Annotated in this window: 12 protein-coding genes; 2 read left to right on the top strand and 10 right to left on the bottom strand. The window is 63.1% G+C overall.

Translation table 11 applies throughout. The features are described from left to right. Nucleotides 1-39 precede the first annotated feature (39 nt). From OKA04_RS06315 to OKA04_RS06300, 4 genes are read right to left on the bottom strand one after another with little or no spacing between them, the layout of a single operon-like run. Nucleotides 40-792 (bottom strand): DUF1003 domain-containing protein, encoded by a 753-nt coding sequence (locus OKA04_RS06315; RefSeq protein WP_264500296.1) that lies wholly within the window; start codon nucleotides 790-792, stop codon nucleotides 40-42. A 15-nt stretch (nucleotides 793-807) separates the two neighbouring features. Then, nucleotides 808-3,390: a bifunctional lysylphosphatidylglycerol flippase/synthetase MprF gene (gene mprF / locus OKA04_RS06310; RefSeq protein WP_264500295.1), complete on the bottom strand. Its 2,583-nt coding sequence runs from the start codon at nucleotides 3,388-3,390 to the stop codon at nucleotides 808-810. Then, nucleotides 3,366-4,166 carry an alpha/beta hydrolase gene (locus OKA04_RS06305; protein ID WP_264500294.1) on the bottom strand — a complete coding sequence of 267 codons (801 nt, stop codon included), beginning with the start codon at nucleotides 4,164-4,166 and terminating at the stop codon, nucleotides 3,366-3,368. The genes mprF and OKA04_RS06305 overlap by 25 nt, the downstream gene beginning before the upstream one ends. 10 nt (nucleotides 4,167-4,176) lie before the next feature. After that, a complete protein-coding gene (locus tag OKA04_RS06300; RefSeq protein ID WP_264500293.1) occupies nucleotides 4,177-4,515 on the bottom strand; it encodes a hypothetical protein in 339 nt (112 codons plus the stop codon). Between the two features lie 130 nt (nucleotides 4,516-4,645). Here OKA04_RS06300 and OKA04_RS06295 point away from each other — a divergent pair, with 130 nt between their 5' ends. Next, nucleotides 4,646-5,962, top strand: coding sequence for an MFS transporter (locus OKA04_RS06295; RefSeq protein WP_264500292.1), 1,317 nt, complete (start codon nucleotides 4,646-4,648; stop codon nucleotides 5,960-5,962). On the opposite strand, the gene OKA04_RS06290 is transcribed toward OKA04_RS06295, so the two are convergent. The 5 genes from OKA04_RS06290 to OKA04_RS06270 all read right to left on the bottom strand — a co-directional run bounded on the left by OKA04_RS06290 (nucleotide 5,927) and on the right by OKA04_RS06270 (nucleotide 11,354). Further along, entirely contained in the window at nucleotides 5,927-6,661 is a 735-nt protein-coding gene (locus OKA04_RS06290; protein WP_264500291.1) for a magnesium transporter CorA family protein, read from the bottom strand. The two genes, OKA04_RS06295 and OKA04_RS06290, sit on opposite strands and share 36 nt — an antisense overlap. A gap of 155 nt (nucleotides 6,662-6,816) precedes the next feature. Next, on the bottom strand, nucleotides 6,817-8,193 hold the full coding sequence (locus tag OKA04_RS06285) for a hypothetical protein (protein ID WP_264500290.1): 1,377 nt from the start codon (nucleotides 8,191-8,193) through the stop codon (nucleotides 6,817-6,819). Nucleotides 8,194-8,210: 17 nt separating this feature from the next. Then, nucleotides 8,211-10,010, bottom strand: a complete 1,800-nt coding sequence (locus tag OKA04_RS06280; RefSeq protein ID WP_264500289.1) for a hypothetical protein — start codon at nucleotides 10,008-10,010, stop codon at nucleotides 8,211-8,213. Between the two features lie 303 nt (nucleotides 10,011-10,313). After that, nucleotides 10,314-10,667 (bottom strand): cupin domain-containing protein, encoded by a 354-nt coding sequence (locus tag OKA04_RS06275; protein WP_264500288.1) that lies wholly within the window; start codon nucleotides 10,665-10,667, stop codon nucleotides 10,314-10,316. 15 nt (nucleotides 10,668-10,682) lie between these two features. Continuing rightward, nucleotides 10,683-11,354 (bottom strand): hypothetical protein, encoded by a 672-nt coding sequence (locus OKA04_RS06270; protein ID WP_264500287.1) that lies wholly within the window; start codon nucleotides 11,352-11,354, stop codon nucleotides 10,683-10,685. A gap of 198 nt (nucleotides 11,355-11,552) precedes the next feature. Here OKA04_RS06270 and OKA04_RS06265 point away from each other — a divergent pair, with 198 nt between their 5' ends. Beyond that, nucleotides 11,553-11,978, top strand: a complete 426-nt coding sequence (locus tag OKA04_RS06265; protein ID WP_264500286.1) for a septal ring lytic transglycosylase RlpA family protein — start codon at nucleotides 11,553-11,555, stop codon at nucleotides 11,976-11,978. 798 nt (nucleotides 11,979-12,776) lie between these two features. Here OKA04_RS06265 and OKA04_RS06260 read toward each other — a convergent pair. Continuing rightward, a complete protein-coding gene (locus OKA04_RS06260; RefSeq protein WP_264500285.1) occupies nucleotides 12,777-14,135 on the bottom strand; it encodes a sigma-54-dependent transcriptional regulator in 1,359 nt (452 codons plus the stop codon). Between the last annotated feature and the right edge of the window lie 3 nt (nucleotides 14,136-14,138).

Here is a 14,138-nt window from a genome sequence, read left to right as displayed (position 1 = left end):
TGTCCCTGAAGATGGCGGATTGAAAGCACCCGCCATCGGTCAGCGACCGGCATCCTCCCCGGGGGGGGAGGATGCCCCCTCCTTTTCCTTTCCCCGGTCCACGAGCTGGCGCAGCAGCTCGGTTTGGATCGTCTGGATCTCCAGCAAGCGTTCGCCGTGGTGGTGCAGCAGGTGATCCAGTTTTTCGTGCAGGTGGCGGATCTCCAGTTCGGCCTTCAGATTGATCTGGTAGTCCTGCTCGGCACGCTTGCGGTCGCGGGCCTCGCCGCGGTTTTGGCTCATCATGATCACCGGCGCTTGGAAGGCGGCGAGGCAGGAGAGCAGCAGATTCAGCAGGATGAAGGGGTAGGGGTCCGGCTGCTTGGTCGTGAGGATGACCACGTTTAGCAGGATCCATCCGAAGATGAACGTCGCGAAGATGATGATGAATTTCCAACTGCCGCCGAAGCTCGCGATGCGGTCCGCGAGCCTGTCGCCAAAGCTCCGCGTGGACAGCTCCTCGGTATCGTCCGGGTGCTCCGAGATCACCTCGTGCTCGCGGATGCTTTCGATGACATTTCGCTCGAGGTCGGTGATCTCGCCGATCTCCTCGCTCAGTGCTTCTTCAACAAATGCGGCTTTCAGCTCCGGCAGGATGTCCCGCGAGATGCATTCATCATCGGAGAGTTCGGGATGCTTTTTCCGGATGAAGGCAAGCAGCGACGGACGGAGGGACGCACACGGGATGCAGTCGCTGGCGGCCACCGTCTTTCCGGAGATGGCACAGGTGCGGTTGTCGCTGGGATCGGTCATGGGAGAGGGTGAGGGTCAGCTTTTCGAGAGGGTCTTGCGGATGCCTCCGCCGATGAGCGCCGTGGCGTCCAGCAGGGCGGGCGGCAGCGACCACGCGCTCGGCACCGCGATATAGCGCGGCTGCCATTCCGGGTCGAACTTGTCCTTGAAGGCGCGCAGGCCTTGGAAGTTGTAGAAGCTCTCCCCGCGATGGAAGATCCGCGCTGCCAGCCGGTGCCACAGCGGCGCGAGCGCGTGTGTGGAGAGGCCGGAGAGGGGAGCCATGCCAAGATTGAACCACGCATATCCCTGCTCGCGGCCCCACAGCATCAGCTCGATGAAGACGGCCTCCATCACGCCGTGGCCCTCCGGCAGCGAGCGCATGAGATCGACGGAGAGCTCGCTCTTGTCCACGGTCTCCCAGAGATTCGTGAAAGCGATCACCTTGCCCGCGGCATCGCGCACCACCGCGCAGGAGAAGCGCTTCATGTAGTCATCGTCGAAGCGTCCGAGCGAGAAGCCCTTCTCGCCCGCCTTGTGCTCGCCAAGCCATGCATCGGAGACCGCTCGCAGCGTGCCGAGTTCTGCGGCGACCTTTTCCACGGGCCAGATCTCGAAGGTGAGGCCGTCGCGCTGGAAGCGCCCGCGTGCCTTGCGGAGCTTCTTGGCATCGCCGCCTTCCATCGTGAATCCGGCGAGCGGCACGCGCGCTTCTTCGCCGAGCTTGAAGAGCTTGAAGCCCATGTCAACGAGCCGCGGCATCTCCGCCACGGAGACCTGGTAGAAGACCGGCCGACGCCCCTCGTCCTGCGCCTGCTCGACGAAGCGCCACAGCAGGTCGTCCGCCTCCTCGGTATCGCCGATGGGGTCGCCCATGACGATGCGGCTGCGGCCCTGGTCCGCATGCATCAGGCCGCTGCGTCCATCGGTGGAGACGGAGAATTCCTTGTCGCCGAGGAAGGCGAGCGCCGCATAGGTGTGGCTGCTCTCGTGGACGAGGCGCTCGATCACCTGCGGATCGGTGCGGACCAGTTCGCGTGGTCTTCCCGGTCGCAGCGCCTGAGCGAGCGCGATGAGAATGAAGACGCAGCCTGCACCTACCGCTGCACGCATGAAGCGCGGGACATCGCCATCCAGCGTGAAGTCCCACCACAGCCCGCGCTCGTAGGGGACATGGCGCGCGGAAAAGAATCCCAGCCACAGCGCCACTCCCGCCAGCGACAGCAGCATGAGCCACCAGCCAAAGGTGAAGCGCTGCGTCCACAGCGGTGCATGCCGATGGAAGTAGCCGCGGAAGGGCAGCAGGAATCCAAGCATCACCGAGAGCACCACCGCCTCCTCCCAGTCGAAACCCTTCACCAGTGAGAACGGAATCGCTGCGGCCATCAGCACGACGGTCAGCCACCACGCCGCCTGCACCCGCCTCTGGAGTCCGCGGGCCAGCAGGATGAGCAGGGCGCCAGCGAGGCTGGACATGAAGTGCGAGCCTTCCACGAAGGGCAGCGGCACCCAGTCCGCCATGCCGTCGCGGCGCGCCGGTTCCATCGGCGTGTTTGCCGAAAGCAGCAGCATGAAGCCACCGCCGAGCGCGAGCAGCGAGGCGAGCCGCGGCGCGACCATGCTCCAGCCGCGCATCACCAGCGTGCCGCCTTTTTTCAGCACGGTCCTCCTCAGCCGCATCTCGCGGATGCCGAGCAGCAGGATCGCGGAGAAGAATGGCAGCAGATAGTAGAGGATGCGGTACGTCACCAGCGCTCCGGCCAGCACCGGTGCGGCGATGGCAGTGCCGACCGCCTTCGTGATGGTCAGCTCCAGCACACCCACACCGCCCGGCACGTGGGTGAATGCAGCCACCGCTTGGGCGATCACGACCACCGCGACGAAGGACGCCGCATCGATCGGCATGCCATCGGGGAAGAGCGCCCACATCGCGAGGCCCGCCCCCAGCCAGTCGATGATCGAGACTGCCAACGTGAGCAGTGCGAGGGCAGGTGAGGGCCATCCCTTCCGCCAGAGCTTCCCGACGAAGATGCCAATGAGCGGCACGATCATCAGCACGATGCCGATGCCCCTGGCCGCTCCCGTCGGCAGCCACTCCACCGGCGGCGCTGCGAAGGTCAGCAGCGCGCCGCACAGGAAGAGATGCCCGGCCCATCCGGCCAGTCCGCCGAACATCATGATCTTCCCCACCTCCGGCACGCTCAGGCCCTGCGACGCGGCGAAGCGCATGCGGATGCTGCCACCCCCGAGGACTGTGCCCCCGGCATTCATGCTGAAGGCACTCGAGATGAATGCCACTGCCAGATCCCGCCACGGCCTTCGCAGCGGGTGGCCCAGCCAGCGCTCCGCGAGCAGCGAGAGGGCCGCATTCGCAGCGTAGCTGAGCACGGTGAATCCCAGCGCCATGGCCAGATGACTCGGGCCGATGCGTGCCAGCGCATCATCCAGATCCGAGAGGTGAAAGCCTGACCACTCCTTGTGCAGTCCATAGAGCGCCCACGCGCAGAGCAGCACCCATAGCATCGCGCCGATCCGCGCCAGGCGTGCGCGCCAGAGCGGTGGCGGTGCGGCTTCGATCTCGTCCGGCTCGGGAGTTAGCGTCGGGTCTCGAGGGTCCATGCGATGGCTTCGTCCAGCTTGGCTTGGAATTCCGGTCCGGCGCCACCCATGTCGTGCGGCTTGCCGGGCAGGTCAAAGATACGGTGCGGCACGGAGATGGTCTTGATCCAGTCCGTGTCATCCATCGGGTCGAGCCCGGCGGCGATTTGCGCCACGGCCACGCCGGAGAGCTTCTTCGCCATGTCCTCAAGCGCGAAGGTATCCGGGCCGGTGGGTGTCGCGCCCAGCAGGTCTCCCGTGGTGATGCCGTAGCGCGCGCGCGTGCCGGGCGCGGCGAGCAGCAGGCCCACCAGATGCTCCGGGCGGTCCGGCGCCGTGGCTGCTGCCAGCGATTGCTCCGCGCCGGTGGACCATCCGCCATACCAGATGGGCACGTCCTTGGCGGCATGCGTGCGCTTCTTCACCGCATCCACCGCGGCCAGATATCCGGCGGCGAGCTCAGTCTGCCCGTAGGTGCGGGTGTCGGCAAATTTCCGGCAGTCCCAGCCACCGACCGCATAGCCCTGCGCCATCAGGTGCTTCGCCGTATTCTCTTCCCAGTAAGACCATCCGCCATCGCCCGTGCCGAGGATGACGATGCCCTTCGGCCTCTCCTCGCCCGTGAAACACGGCACGTCGAATGGTCCGCCGGCCAGCTCCAGCCGCAGCATCTCGCCGCTCGCAGGGACATTGCGCGGCAGCAGCAGGTGCAGGATGAATTTCACCAGCAAGGCGACGACGATGGCCAGCAGCAGCCACATCACCCGCCGCCAGATCGACTTTCGCTTTCCGCTCATGAAAGGAGGCTCAAAGGATGGTCCACACGAACAACCCGCAGGCGACGGCGAGCAGAGTCAAACCTAGCAGAAAAACCCCGTCTGCCAAGGACTCGACCCGGTGCATCCGCCGCAAATGTCGGGACCGCAGCACCGCGTAGCTGAGGAAGCACGCCAGTAGGAAGACCAGCGCTGCGATCGCGATGAGGTCGTCCACCGCCGTCTCAAGCTGGCCCGGCCGGGGCAGCGAGCGAACCACGCTGATGATGGTGAGGCAGAGCCCGACCATGACCGAGGAGGTGGTGAAGATATGGGCGGCGATGTCCCGGTCCTTGCGCCTGTCGCTTTCCTGCGAACGATCTTCGGTCATGGTTTCAGACGGAGCCCGGTGATTAAGCGATGCCTGATGCCGGATTTTTCCACCGATGACAAGAACACACGATTTCCGGTCCGGCCACAATTCGCATGACAGACCCGCGACGCACGCTCACACCTAGCCCGTGTCCTCGCTTCTCCGCCGCACCGGGCCCTTTGCCCATCGGAATGCGCGGCTCTATGTGCTCTTCACCGTGCTCTACAATGCACGGGCCTACTACCCGGTGCTGGCGGTCTTTTTCACCGACCTCGGGCTGACGCTGGAGCGCTTTGTCCTGCTGAATCTGGTGTGGGCGCTGGCGATCTTCGTCTTGGAGGTGCCGTCCGGTGCGCTGGCCGATACGCTGGGGCGCAAGAAACTGGTGGTCTTCGCCTCGATGCTGATGGTCGTGGAGATGGCCATCCTGCTGCTGGCTCCGAAGGACGGTGGCACGCTGCTCTTCGCGCTCTGCATCCTGAATCGCCTGCTCTCCGGCACCTCGGAGGCGGCAGCCAGCGGCGCGGACGAGGCGCTTGCTTACGACTCGCTGCCGGAGGAGGGGAGGGAAAGCGCCTGGGACGAGGTGATGGGAGCGGCAATGCGTTGGCGGGCCGTCGGCCTCCTCCTCGCCATGGCACTCGGCGGCCTGCTCTACGATCCCTCGTGGCTGGCGAAGATCGGCATCGTGATCCCTCTCGATATCGCCCACCGGCTTCCCGTCGCCGTGGTCTTTTGCCAGGCGCTCGCATGCGTGGTGATCGCGCTGCGGATGGAGGAGACACCCCACCACGCGATCGGCACCGCCGCGGCTCGATGCGCCTCCGCCTTCCGCCTGACATTGCGCACGGCGAAGATGGCATTCACCACCCGCTCCATCGCGGTCATCATCTTCGGTGGCCTGCTCATCGATTCCGTGGCGCGGAATTTCGCGACGGTGAACAGCGAGTATCTGCGGCTGATCTCCATCCCCGAGTGGGCATTCGGCCTGATCGGCGCGGCCACCGGCATGCTGAGTTTCTTCGTCCCGGAGATCGCGCGAAAGTTGAATGCCCGCTTCTCGCCGCTCGGCGTGCTCGGCATTGCAGGGGCCCTGGCGGTCGTGGCGCTGGGTCTGCTGGCCCCGGCTTGGCCGTGGTTCGGCGTCCTTCCCTCGATGCTCCTGATGACCTTGTTAGGCCTCGTCGGCTTTACCGTCAGCCGCCATCTGCATGCCTCGGCGACATCTTCCCAGCGGGCAACGCTGCTCAGCGTCCGTGGGCTGGCATTCAATCTCGGCTACGGCAGCGTCTCGCTCGGGTTCTCCATCCTGCTGGCCCGCATGAAGGAAACGCACGGTGACGATGCCTTCCGCGCGGCCTTGCTGTGGCAGATGCCGGCGGTGGCTGTGATGATCGCCCTCTTCTTCGCGTGGGCGTGGCGCGGCCGCCTAGGACTTGCTGGTCGGAATCATCCGGATCACTAGCCCTGCTGCGACCCCGGCGGCGATCACCAGCCAGAAGCCGGGCATAGTCATTACCTCGCTCGGCGGATTGATCCCGAAAACTGCCACCAGCGTAGCCAGAGGGAAGAAGAAGGCGGCCAGCCGGTTCAGCTTCCTCGCCTCAAGCGCCGCAGCGTGGGCAAAGCGGGACTGCTCCTCGGTATTCTCCGCCAGCGCGAATTCCATGCCGTCCTTCGCGTCGGAGGCGACCAGGTCGATGGCCCGCTCTAGGTCCACCGCACGGTCGCGGAAGTTGATCAGTCGTCGCTCGTCCTGTCGCGCCTCGCGGGCCTCCTGCATCACCGCCAGCAGGTTCCGCGTGGCGCGCAGCAGGGGATTCACCTTCTTCATGATGTCGAAGAATTGCCGCGGGCTCTTCGCGGCCTCCACGGCCTCGTCGAGCGCGTGAATATTCTTCCGGTAGCTTTCCATGTGAGCGTCCAGCGCGGCGAGGCCGCCACCCTCAGGCGAGCTCTTCCACTCGCCGCTCGGCTGGCCCCAGATCAGGACCGGCTTTCGCACCTCATCGTCCTCCGGCTGCGGAGGTTGGTGGAGGATGAAGAGCAGATGGCCGTCCTCGTCCATCAGGCGCTGGCGGCCGGCGGCGTCACCCAGACGCTTGCGAATCGATTCAGGGAGGTCCCAGGACTTGGGAATGAATGCGGGCTTCTTTGGTTCCACGTGTCCCTGTCTAACGGGTCCGCTTTCATCCGGCAAGCGCTTGCCCCGTGGGAGAATCGGCCCCGTTTCCCATCGCCGCGACCGGTCCGGCCTGCTTGCATCTCATCCTCGCGGCAAAGTGGCCCCGGCATCCTGCCCGGAGCAGGACACCTCGCTCATCGCTTCAGCCGTTCCAATGCCCGCGTCTTTCCGGGGCTTTCGGCCAGTCCCCCCACCCACTGACGTGCAGCAGCGGGATCAATGCAGTCCCAAGTCGCTGCTGCATTGGAAATCGCCGCCTCACGAAGTTCTCCCTGTGGCAGGTCCTCGACCCGTGCCACCGCAGTCAGCGGATCCTCGTGGGTCCATATCTGGAGCCCGATCTGGAATGCCGCGTCGCGGTTTGCTTCCTTTGGCAGGGCCTCCGCCCAGGCAAGCGCTGCCCGAGGGTCAACTTGCACCCATCTTTCAACAAAGGATAGTGCCCAGGCCCGACGTAGTGCCAGCGGTTGCCGGTCTATCCATTGTCCCGCGGCCTCTCCGTATAGGATCGGTCCCATTTCGAAGTGGCTTGGGGGACCGCTAGGAATCACTCCGAGTTGTTGCATCGGAGCTTCCAGGCTTTCCAGGGCTTCGGGCCATTTTTCCGGATCGGATGGGAATCTTCCCATGATCGAACTCATCGCCAACCCCCGGGCCGCTTCATTTCCGTTGGCTGCGATCAGATTGACGGTCTCTTCACTATTGGTTCTGAGCTCGTCGAAAAGCTGTGACCGTTGGTGATAGTCGTTCTTGTCATAGGTCGCGGGATTCCACGTGTGAGGATCGGGAGGAGATGTCTGCCTTCCGGGAGTTGTCGGTTCGTCATCCTCGTTGCGCTCCCAGCGGGCCTTTGCCTTCTCGCGCAAGTAGTCGCTGGCGAGACAATCCAACAAATCAGCTCCGAAACGGACCTCGGTCCATTGGCCATCATCGAAGAATGGATCATCCGACTCTTGCTCAGGAGGAGCACCGGATTTCCTCACCCGAAAAGTCTCGCCGAAAAGTTCATTGAGATATCGCTCCTGCCACTGTGCGGATTTCGAGCGTAGTACCTCTGCCACCAGCTTTGGTCGGGAGAGGTAGATGACCGGCAGGGCCTTTGCAAGGCAGTCATCCGCCAGGTAGCTGGACTTCGTGCGCAGGTAGGCGATGGCCCGATCCGGGTCACGGCGGGCCCATGCTTCGGTCACCATCACGGCGTAGTTTGATGGCGCGACTGGATTGGTGAGCAGGAAGTCCATCGCTCCCGCGGGATTCATCGTGACCAGGCGGACAATGTCCTCCTCGTTGAATTGGCATTCATGTCCCGTCGCCAGAAGCTCGGCCAAAGATGCTGTGCTCTTGTGGAGTGTCATCCGTTCCTGCTCGTCCAGCAGTTGCTCGGATAGATCCCGCTTCCGCTGCTCCCGTCCGGTGGTCTCCACCGCATTCGATGCGACAGCCGCGCTGTCGGACGGCTCTGGCCCATCCGGCAGGGACCAACCCGCGGCAAAGCCCGCCATGGCGATCATGGGGAGAAGGAGGCGCTTCATCGGGCTTCCGGGAATTCAAGATCGATGCGATCCAGCCAAAGTTGGCGTTCTGTATCGGACAGGCCTGCGGCGTCTTCCACCTGCTGGCGCAATTCTTCCGCAGTTGCGGGATCGTGTGCGGCGCGCAGGTCCATGGTGAGCTTTTCGATCATGGAACCGAACCTGGCTTTCCGCGAATTTTCGTCGGTGATGAACAGTGCCCACGCCCCCGACGACAGGGGATCACTGTCTTCAAGCAGTGTCAGCACCGATGAAATCGCGGAATCACGGGCGTCGCCGCTTGGAAGGGCGCTGATCACCAGTGCTGTCCTTTCGGGAGCCTCTTTGAAGGACTGCCGTACCACGCTTTTCCATGCCTCAAGGGGGGCCGCATCGTCGTCCTTGAGGTATTCCAGAGCCTCGAGGGGATTGTGATCCGCCCAAGTGGCATAAGCCCGGGACACTCCTACATCCGCGGTGGTCGCCTCGCGTGCGAATGCGATGGCAGAGAGTGGATCAGATTCGGCGAGATCCTCGGCATGCAGGGCGACCAACGCACTCCGGACGGTGCCGGGTTGCAGGCTTTCGATGAGTGCGGGAACTTCTTGCCTCATGGCATCGACCTGCACCAGATCCAGGATATCCCCGATGTCTCCTCCTGTTCCTGTGCTTCGCTTTTCCGCAAGCCAGAGCACCGCGTCTCGATAGTCCCGTGCAGCCCACGTGGCGAAGGCCGAGGATCCCACGTAATGGAAATCCTTTGCAGGTATCTTCTCCATCAGTCGGATGGCCTCATCCTTGTCGGTATATATGAGGCTCTCCAAAAGATTGCTTCTCACGTTGCCCGGTGATTCGAGCCCGCGCATGCTGGTGAGGTGAAATCCGTATTGAAATGCGCGCACCGTGTTCCCGGTCGCCAGCTCCGGCTGGGTTTCAATCTTTGGTAGCGACACCCTCCGGAGGCCTTGGATCGATGGATCCAAGGTGTCGAGCAGAGACCATGCTTTGTCGAAGTCGGTGTCAGCCACCAAGCTTGCGATCTTTCCGATGGCTTCCGCTCTCAGCCCGTCGTCAGGTATAACTCGGCTCGCTTCGCTGGCGGCGAATTCGGGATCCTTGTAGGCGATCTGTTCAAGCATCCTTTGGATTGCTTCCATTCGCCTGTTCCCGGCAGGAAAGTTTCCGGCCACGAAATCCATCAAGGCCGGACTGTAGTCATCGTAGTAGGTGAAGGATGCGAGCTCGCCCAGCAGATCTGCGGGATGCTCCTGTCTGCCCAGCCACTCCGTCGCGGCGGCGGGATCGTTCTTCCAACGTCCCAATAGGAGAGCTCCCTCGGCGTACCGTAAGTCCAGGCGATCCACCCAGAAGCTTGCGAACTCGGGGTCCCGGCTCGCGAGGTCAGCGATGCGAACTCGCTCCAATTGGGAAGCGATGGTGGACAAATCCAGCAATGACGCATCTCCCGCGGATGCTTCATCAAGCAGGCGGAAGGCTGTGAGCACGTCTTTCTCCACAGCACCGCGGAATAGCGCCAGGAGGTCGTCCGGCGATAGTGGTCCAAGGGATTCCCTGGCATTTCCGGGATCGAGTTTCGCCCATTCCTCCAGGGCGATCCCGCGCAGGTCACTTCGTCCAGCGGCGAAGGCCCATGCGGCACGCGGGGCCTTCTCAAACCAGCAGGAAAAGAGGCCGATCCACGCCCTGTCATCCAGATCCGGCACGTTGAGCAGACTGGCAGCGATTTCCTCCAGTCGCTCGCTGCTCGCAGTCGGAAGATTATCCGCAAGCCAGATTCGTGTCGCGAGGTCGTCCAAGCCACGCGGCATGGGAGCGATGACCGGTGCCGCCCCCTCAGTAACACCCAGGGATCTATCATCCGGCAGGGATTTCACCCCGCGAATTGCCCGGCCTGCGAACATCGCAAGGAGAAAGCAGGCGGAGAATACGAGAGGACGGGGGAGCATGACGTGACAAATCCGAGATGTCAGAATCCAGAGTGATGAACAAGACGGCTTCCGTGCGCCCGGTATTCAAAGGGAATTCCGGAGTGGTGGCTCAGGTATCTTTCTCCACCCGGCCCCGCTCCCGGCAGGATGTCGGTAGGCACTTTCGGCTGCCTACTCGAAGTAGGTGTCTTCGTGTCGGTAGGGTGGGGCGCAGCAGCAGAGGAAGCGCAGGCGCTCGGTGGCGGTGATCTGGTGCCAGGCACCGGCGGGGATGAGGATGGCATCGCCGGGGCCGACTTCGCGGGTCTCGCCGTCGATTTCCATGGTGCCGTGGCCCTCCAGCAGGAAGTAGAATTCCTCACTTTCGCGATGCCAGTGACGCTGGGTCGAGCCGCCTGCGGGAATGGTCGCTTCGGCGAGGCTCTGGTTTTTCACCGGGGCATTCGCCGAGTCGAGAATGCTGCGGATGGTCGAGCCGTCCTTCGTAGTGAACGGCGGTTGCTGGTCGAGCGCGCGGATTTCCATGCGGCAATCCCAGCTTCAATCGCCGAGGAAGACGAACTCTTCCGCCATCTTGTTCAGCGAAAGCCGCGCGTGGGGCAAGACTTCGGAGAGTTCGCCGAGCATCCGCCGGGGCGCGTCCTGCGGAGCGCTGCGGTTGTCCGCTGCATCCCGATAGGCCCGGCGGGCGAAGTCTTCGTAAAAGGGCACTCCCGGCGCGCCCCGGCGTTGGCAGCGGCGCGTGATGAAGCCGGGGAAAAGCCCGGTGAGAACCAGAAACTGATTCCCGGCCTCAAGCTGCAGGTGAAATCGCATGCGGCCCTGTGCCGACTCCAGGATCGCGACGAAGTCCGCGGCGTGGGTGAGCCCGGTGGGCAGGCTGCGTAGGGGATCGCCCGTGTCGCTGGCCAGCCTCTGGACCATCACCCCGGCCACGTAGTCCGCCATGCCCGGGTCGGTGATGCCTGCCTCCAGGAAGGAGTGGCGGACCAGCACGTAGAAATAAAACCCGGGGGAAACGCCCAGCGCCGCGGTCGAGTCGATCAGCGCACGGAGGACTTCCTTCAGGTCCAGCATCTCCCGCAGCGCCTCCGGATCCTCCCATAGCATCCAGAGATGCTGTCGCTCTCCGCCGGGGGAAAGGACGCTGCTGAGGAAGGTAAAATCCGACAGGGTGAACCGGTCGCGGCAGGAAGGAATCCACGAGTTCATTTCACCCTGACGCGTAGCAAAAGCGGGGCCGAAGTGGAGAATAAAAGTTAAGCGATCTTAAGTAAATTTAAATAAATCATTGATTTTTATTGAATTGTGGCATTTCGGTAAGTGTCAGATTGGGCTTGCGGCACGGTTTTCCAGTCCCTAAACCCCGCGGCCTCGCGTTCAGCGCGAGGTAAACACCGACACGAAACCATGACCCGGAACCTAAAGTCCGTGGCCCTGGCCATCGCCGGAGCCCTAATGCTACCGTCCTGCACCACGCAGGCTACCGCGTCGAACCAGCCCTCTGGTGCGACGGAGTGGAAAGTCTCGTCCGTCCAGCACGGCAAGGCTTCCTGGTATGGTGTCCGCTGCAATGGCGGCACCCGCACCGCGAGCGGAGAGCGTCTCAGCGACCATGCTGCGACCGCCGCTCACAAGACCCTGCCCATGGGAACGAAGGTCCGCGTGACCAATCTTTCCAACGGCAAGTCCGAGGTGGTGCGTATCAACGACCGTGGGCCCTATACCAAGGGTCGCGTGATCGACGTCACAGAAGGAGTCGCCCAGCGGCTTGGCTTTCGCGCACGAGGCATCGTGCCGGTGAAAGTCGAGGTGCTGAAGGTGTCGGACAACTGACCGTTCCGACACGCCCTTCCTCGCCCTTTATCAATCCGCCCTCTTCCGGACATCCGGAGGGGGGCCTTTTTTTTGCCGGTTGGCAGATCTGGCAGCCGGAGGTCGCGGTGGAAAGAGATAGGTGGTGGAGAGGCGATCCCCCCTTGAAGCAATCAATCCAATCCCCCGCTGGAGGGACCTCATGAGAGATCGCGCAGCCAGCGGGAGATTGGATTGGATAGCGGGCTGGGAAGCCCAAGTTCTCCCCCCAGAGAACGCCTACGTATTGGCAGGCAGCGTGCCAAATGAATCGGCGGTGTTGTAACTCGCTTTTGTTGAGTTGATTGAAATTTTCAGGTGGATTCGGGAAGCTGGATCAGATTGCTTCACGGTGCAATAATTTCAGAACCGGAAGAAATCATTTCATAAGTAATCCATGTATATCAGGATGCTTGTTGCCGTGATAATTGGAAAATAACGAAGCGTCAGAACGCACGGAATTACAGGCGTCTTCAGTCGCAGGTTGCGATGGCTGCGGGGCTCTACCCCTCACCGCCGGGGGGGCCTCCGGAGAGACCTTCCACCCGACGGTTTGGTATGTTGCATAGCGGAGCCTTCCGACTCCAGTTCTCCCCCCAGAGAACAAGAGTCATATGGCATCCGCCATGCCAATCATACTGACATTACATCATTGCCTCATGTTCAATGAAATGGGCAAGTTGCCGCGAATTCGCAACGCGGCGGGTTGATCAAAAAGAATGTATGATTTTCAACTTCCGCTGAAAATCATGCAGCGGAGATCCGCTGCCCGTCCATGGATCACTTCAGTCCGTGGCGCTCCAGCAGGTTGTAAACGGTGCGCTCGGAAACGCCCAGCTCCCGGGCGGTCTTCGCCTTGTTGCCGCCGGTCCGGCGGTAGGCTTCGAGGAAGGTTTCGCGCTCCAGTTCGTGGAGGGTGCGCACCTTGGCACCGCCGCCGCTGGCAGGGCCTTCGCGACGGCTTTCCAGCAGCGGGACGAGGTCCTGCTCGCCGAGCTCATCGCGATCCGTGAAGGCGGTGGCGCGCTCGAGCACGTTCTCGAGCTGGCGGATATTACCCGGCCAGTCGAAGGCGGCGAGGGCAGCGCTGGCCCCGGAGGTCAGCGTCCAGCCGTCATTGCCGCGCCGCGCCGCGATCCGGCCCAGGATGGCCGCAGTCAGGCCGGGAAGGTCGTCCTTGCGCTCCCGCAGCGGCGGGATGGGGAGCTCGATGATATTGAGCCGGTAATAGAGGTCCTCCCGGAAGCTGCCATCGGCGACCTTGGCGTGGAGGTCCACGTTCGTGGCGGCGATCACCCGGGCATTGGTCCTCAGGATCTTGTTTCCACCCACGCGGAAGAATTCCCGGTCCTGCAGCACATTCAGCAGCTTCGGCTGGAGTTCCGCGGGCAGGTCGCCGATCTCGTCGAGGAAGATGGTGCCCTTCGATGCCTGCTCGAAGCGGCCTGCACGGCTGGCAGTGGCACCGGTGAAGGAGCCCTTCTCATGGCCGAAAAGCTCCGACTCCAGCAGTTCCCGCGGCAGGGCGGGGCAGCTCACCGGGATGAATTCCTCCGCGGCGCGCGGGCTCAGGCGGTGGATCTCTTTGGCGAAGTAGGTCTTGCCGGTGCCGCTCTCGCCGGTCAGCAGGATCGTGGTGTCCAGCGATGCGGCCTTCTCCAGCCGGCGGAGCAGCTCGCGCACGCGCTGATTCGCGCTGCGTAGGCCATCGGCTGCCGCGGGCTTGAGGGTGCTTCCCGCCGAGGTCGGAGCGGGCTCGGACCGGTCGAGGCGGATCTGCCGAAGCAGGTCGAAAAGTCGCTTCAGCTCGAAGGGTTTCGTGAGGTAATCGGCCGCTCCGGCTCGCAATGCCCTTACTGCCGTTTCGGCATCGTTGAGCCCGGTGAGCATGATCACCGGCAAGTTCGATTTCGCCTGGCGCAGCCGTTCCAAGGTCTGGAGTCCGTCGATGTCCGGGAGTCCGTGATCGAGCACCACCGCCTCGATGGAGTCGTCCAGCCCGTCAAGCGCTGCCATGCCGCTGCCGGCCGTCCTTGGCCTCCAGCCGTGATCCTTCGCGGCGATCACCAGCAGGCGCTGGATCGTCTCGTCGTCATCGACAATCAATAGATTGGGTTGCTCTTCTAAGCTGGGCGGCATCGA

The organism is Luteolibacter flavescens, assembly GCF_025950085.1.
In the GTDB taxonomy this organism is placed as follows: Bacteria; Verrucomicrobiota; Verrucomicrobiia; order Verrucomicrobiales; family Akkermansiaceae; genus Haloferula; species Haloferula flavescens.
This window is presented reverse-complemented; position numbering and strand designations above follow the sequence as displayed.

Excerpts from the sequence above, each read along its gene's own strand:
- OKA04_RS06315 (WP_264500296.1), bottom strand. The coding sequence starts at position 792 with ATGACCGATCCCAGCGACAACCGCACCTGTGCCATCTCCGGAAAGACG.
- mprF (WP_264500295.1), bottom strand. The coding sequence starts at position 3,390 with ATGGACCCTCGAGACCCGACGCTAACTCCCGAGCCGGACGAGATCGAA.
- OKA04_RS06305 (WP_264500294.1), bottom strand. The coding sequence starts at position 4,166 with ATGAGCGGAAAGCGAAAGTCGATCTGGCGGCGGGTGATGTGGCTGCTG.
- OKA04_RS06300 (WP_264500293.1), bottom strand. The coding sequence starts at position 4,515 with ATGACCGAAGATCGTTCGCAGGAAAGCGACAGGCGCAAGGACCGGGAC.
- OKA04_RS06285 (WP_264500290.1), bottom strand. The coding sequence starts at position 8,193 with ATGATCGCCATGGCGGGCTTTGCCGCGGGTTGGTCCCTGCCGGATGGG.
- OKA04_RS06275 (WP_264500288.1), bottom strand. The coding sequence starts at position 10,667 with ATGGAAATCCGCGCGCTCGACCAGCAACCGCCGTTCACTACGAAGGAC.
- OKA04_RS06270 (WP_264500287.1), bottom strand. The coding sequence starts at position 11,354 with ATGAACTCGTGGATTCCTTCCTGCCGCGACCGGTTCACCCTGTCGGAT.
- OKA04_RS06265 (WP_264500286.1), top strand. The coding sequence starts at position 11,553 with ATGACCCGGAACCTAAAGTCCGTGGCCCTGGCCATCGCCGGAGCCCTA.
- OKA04_RS06260 (WP_264500285.1), bottom strand. The coding sequence starts at position 14,135 with ATGCCGCCCAGCTTAGAAGAGCAACCCAATCTATTGATTGTCGATGAC.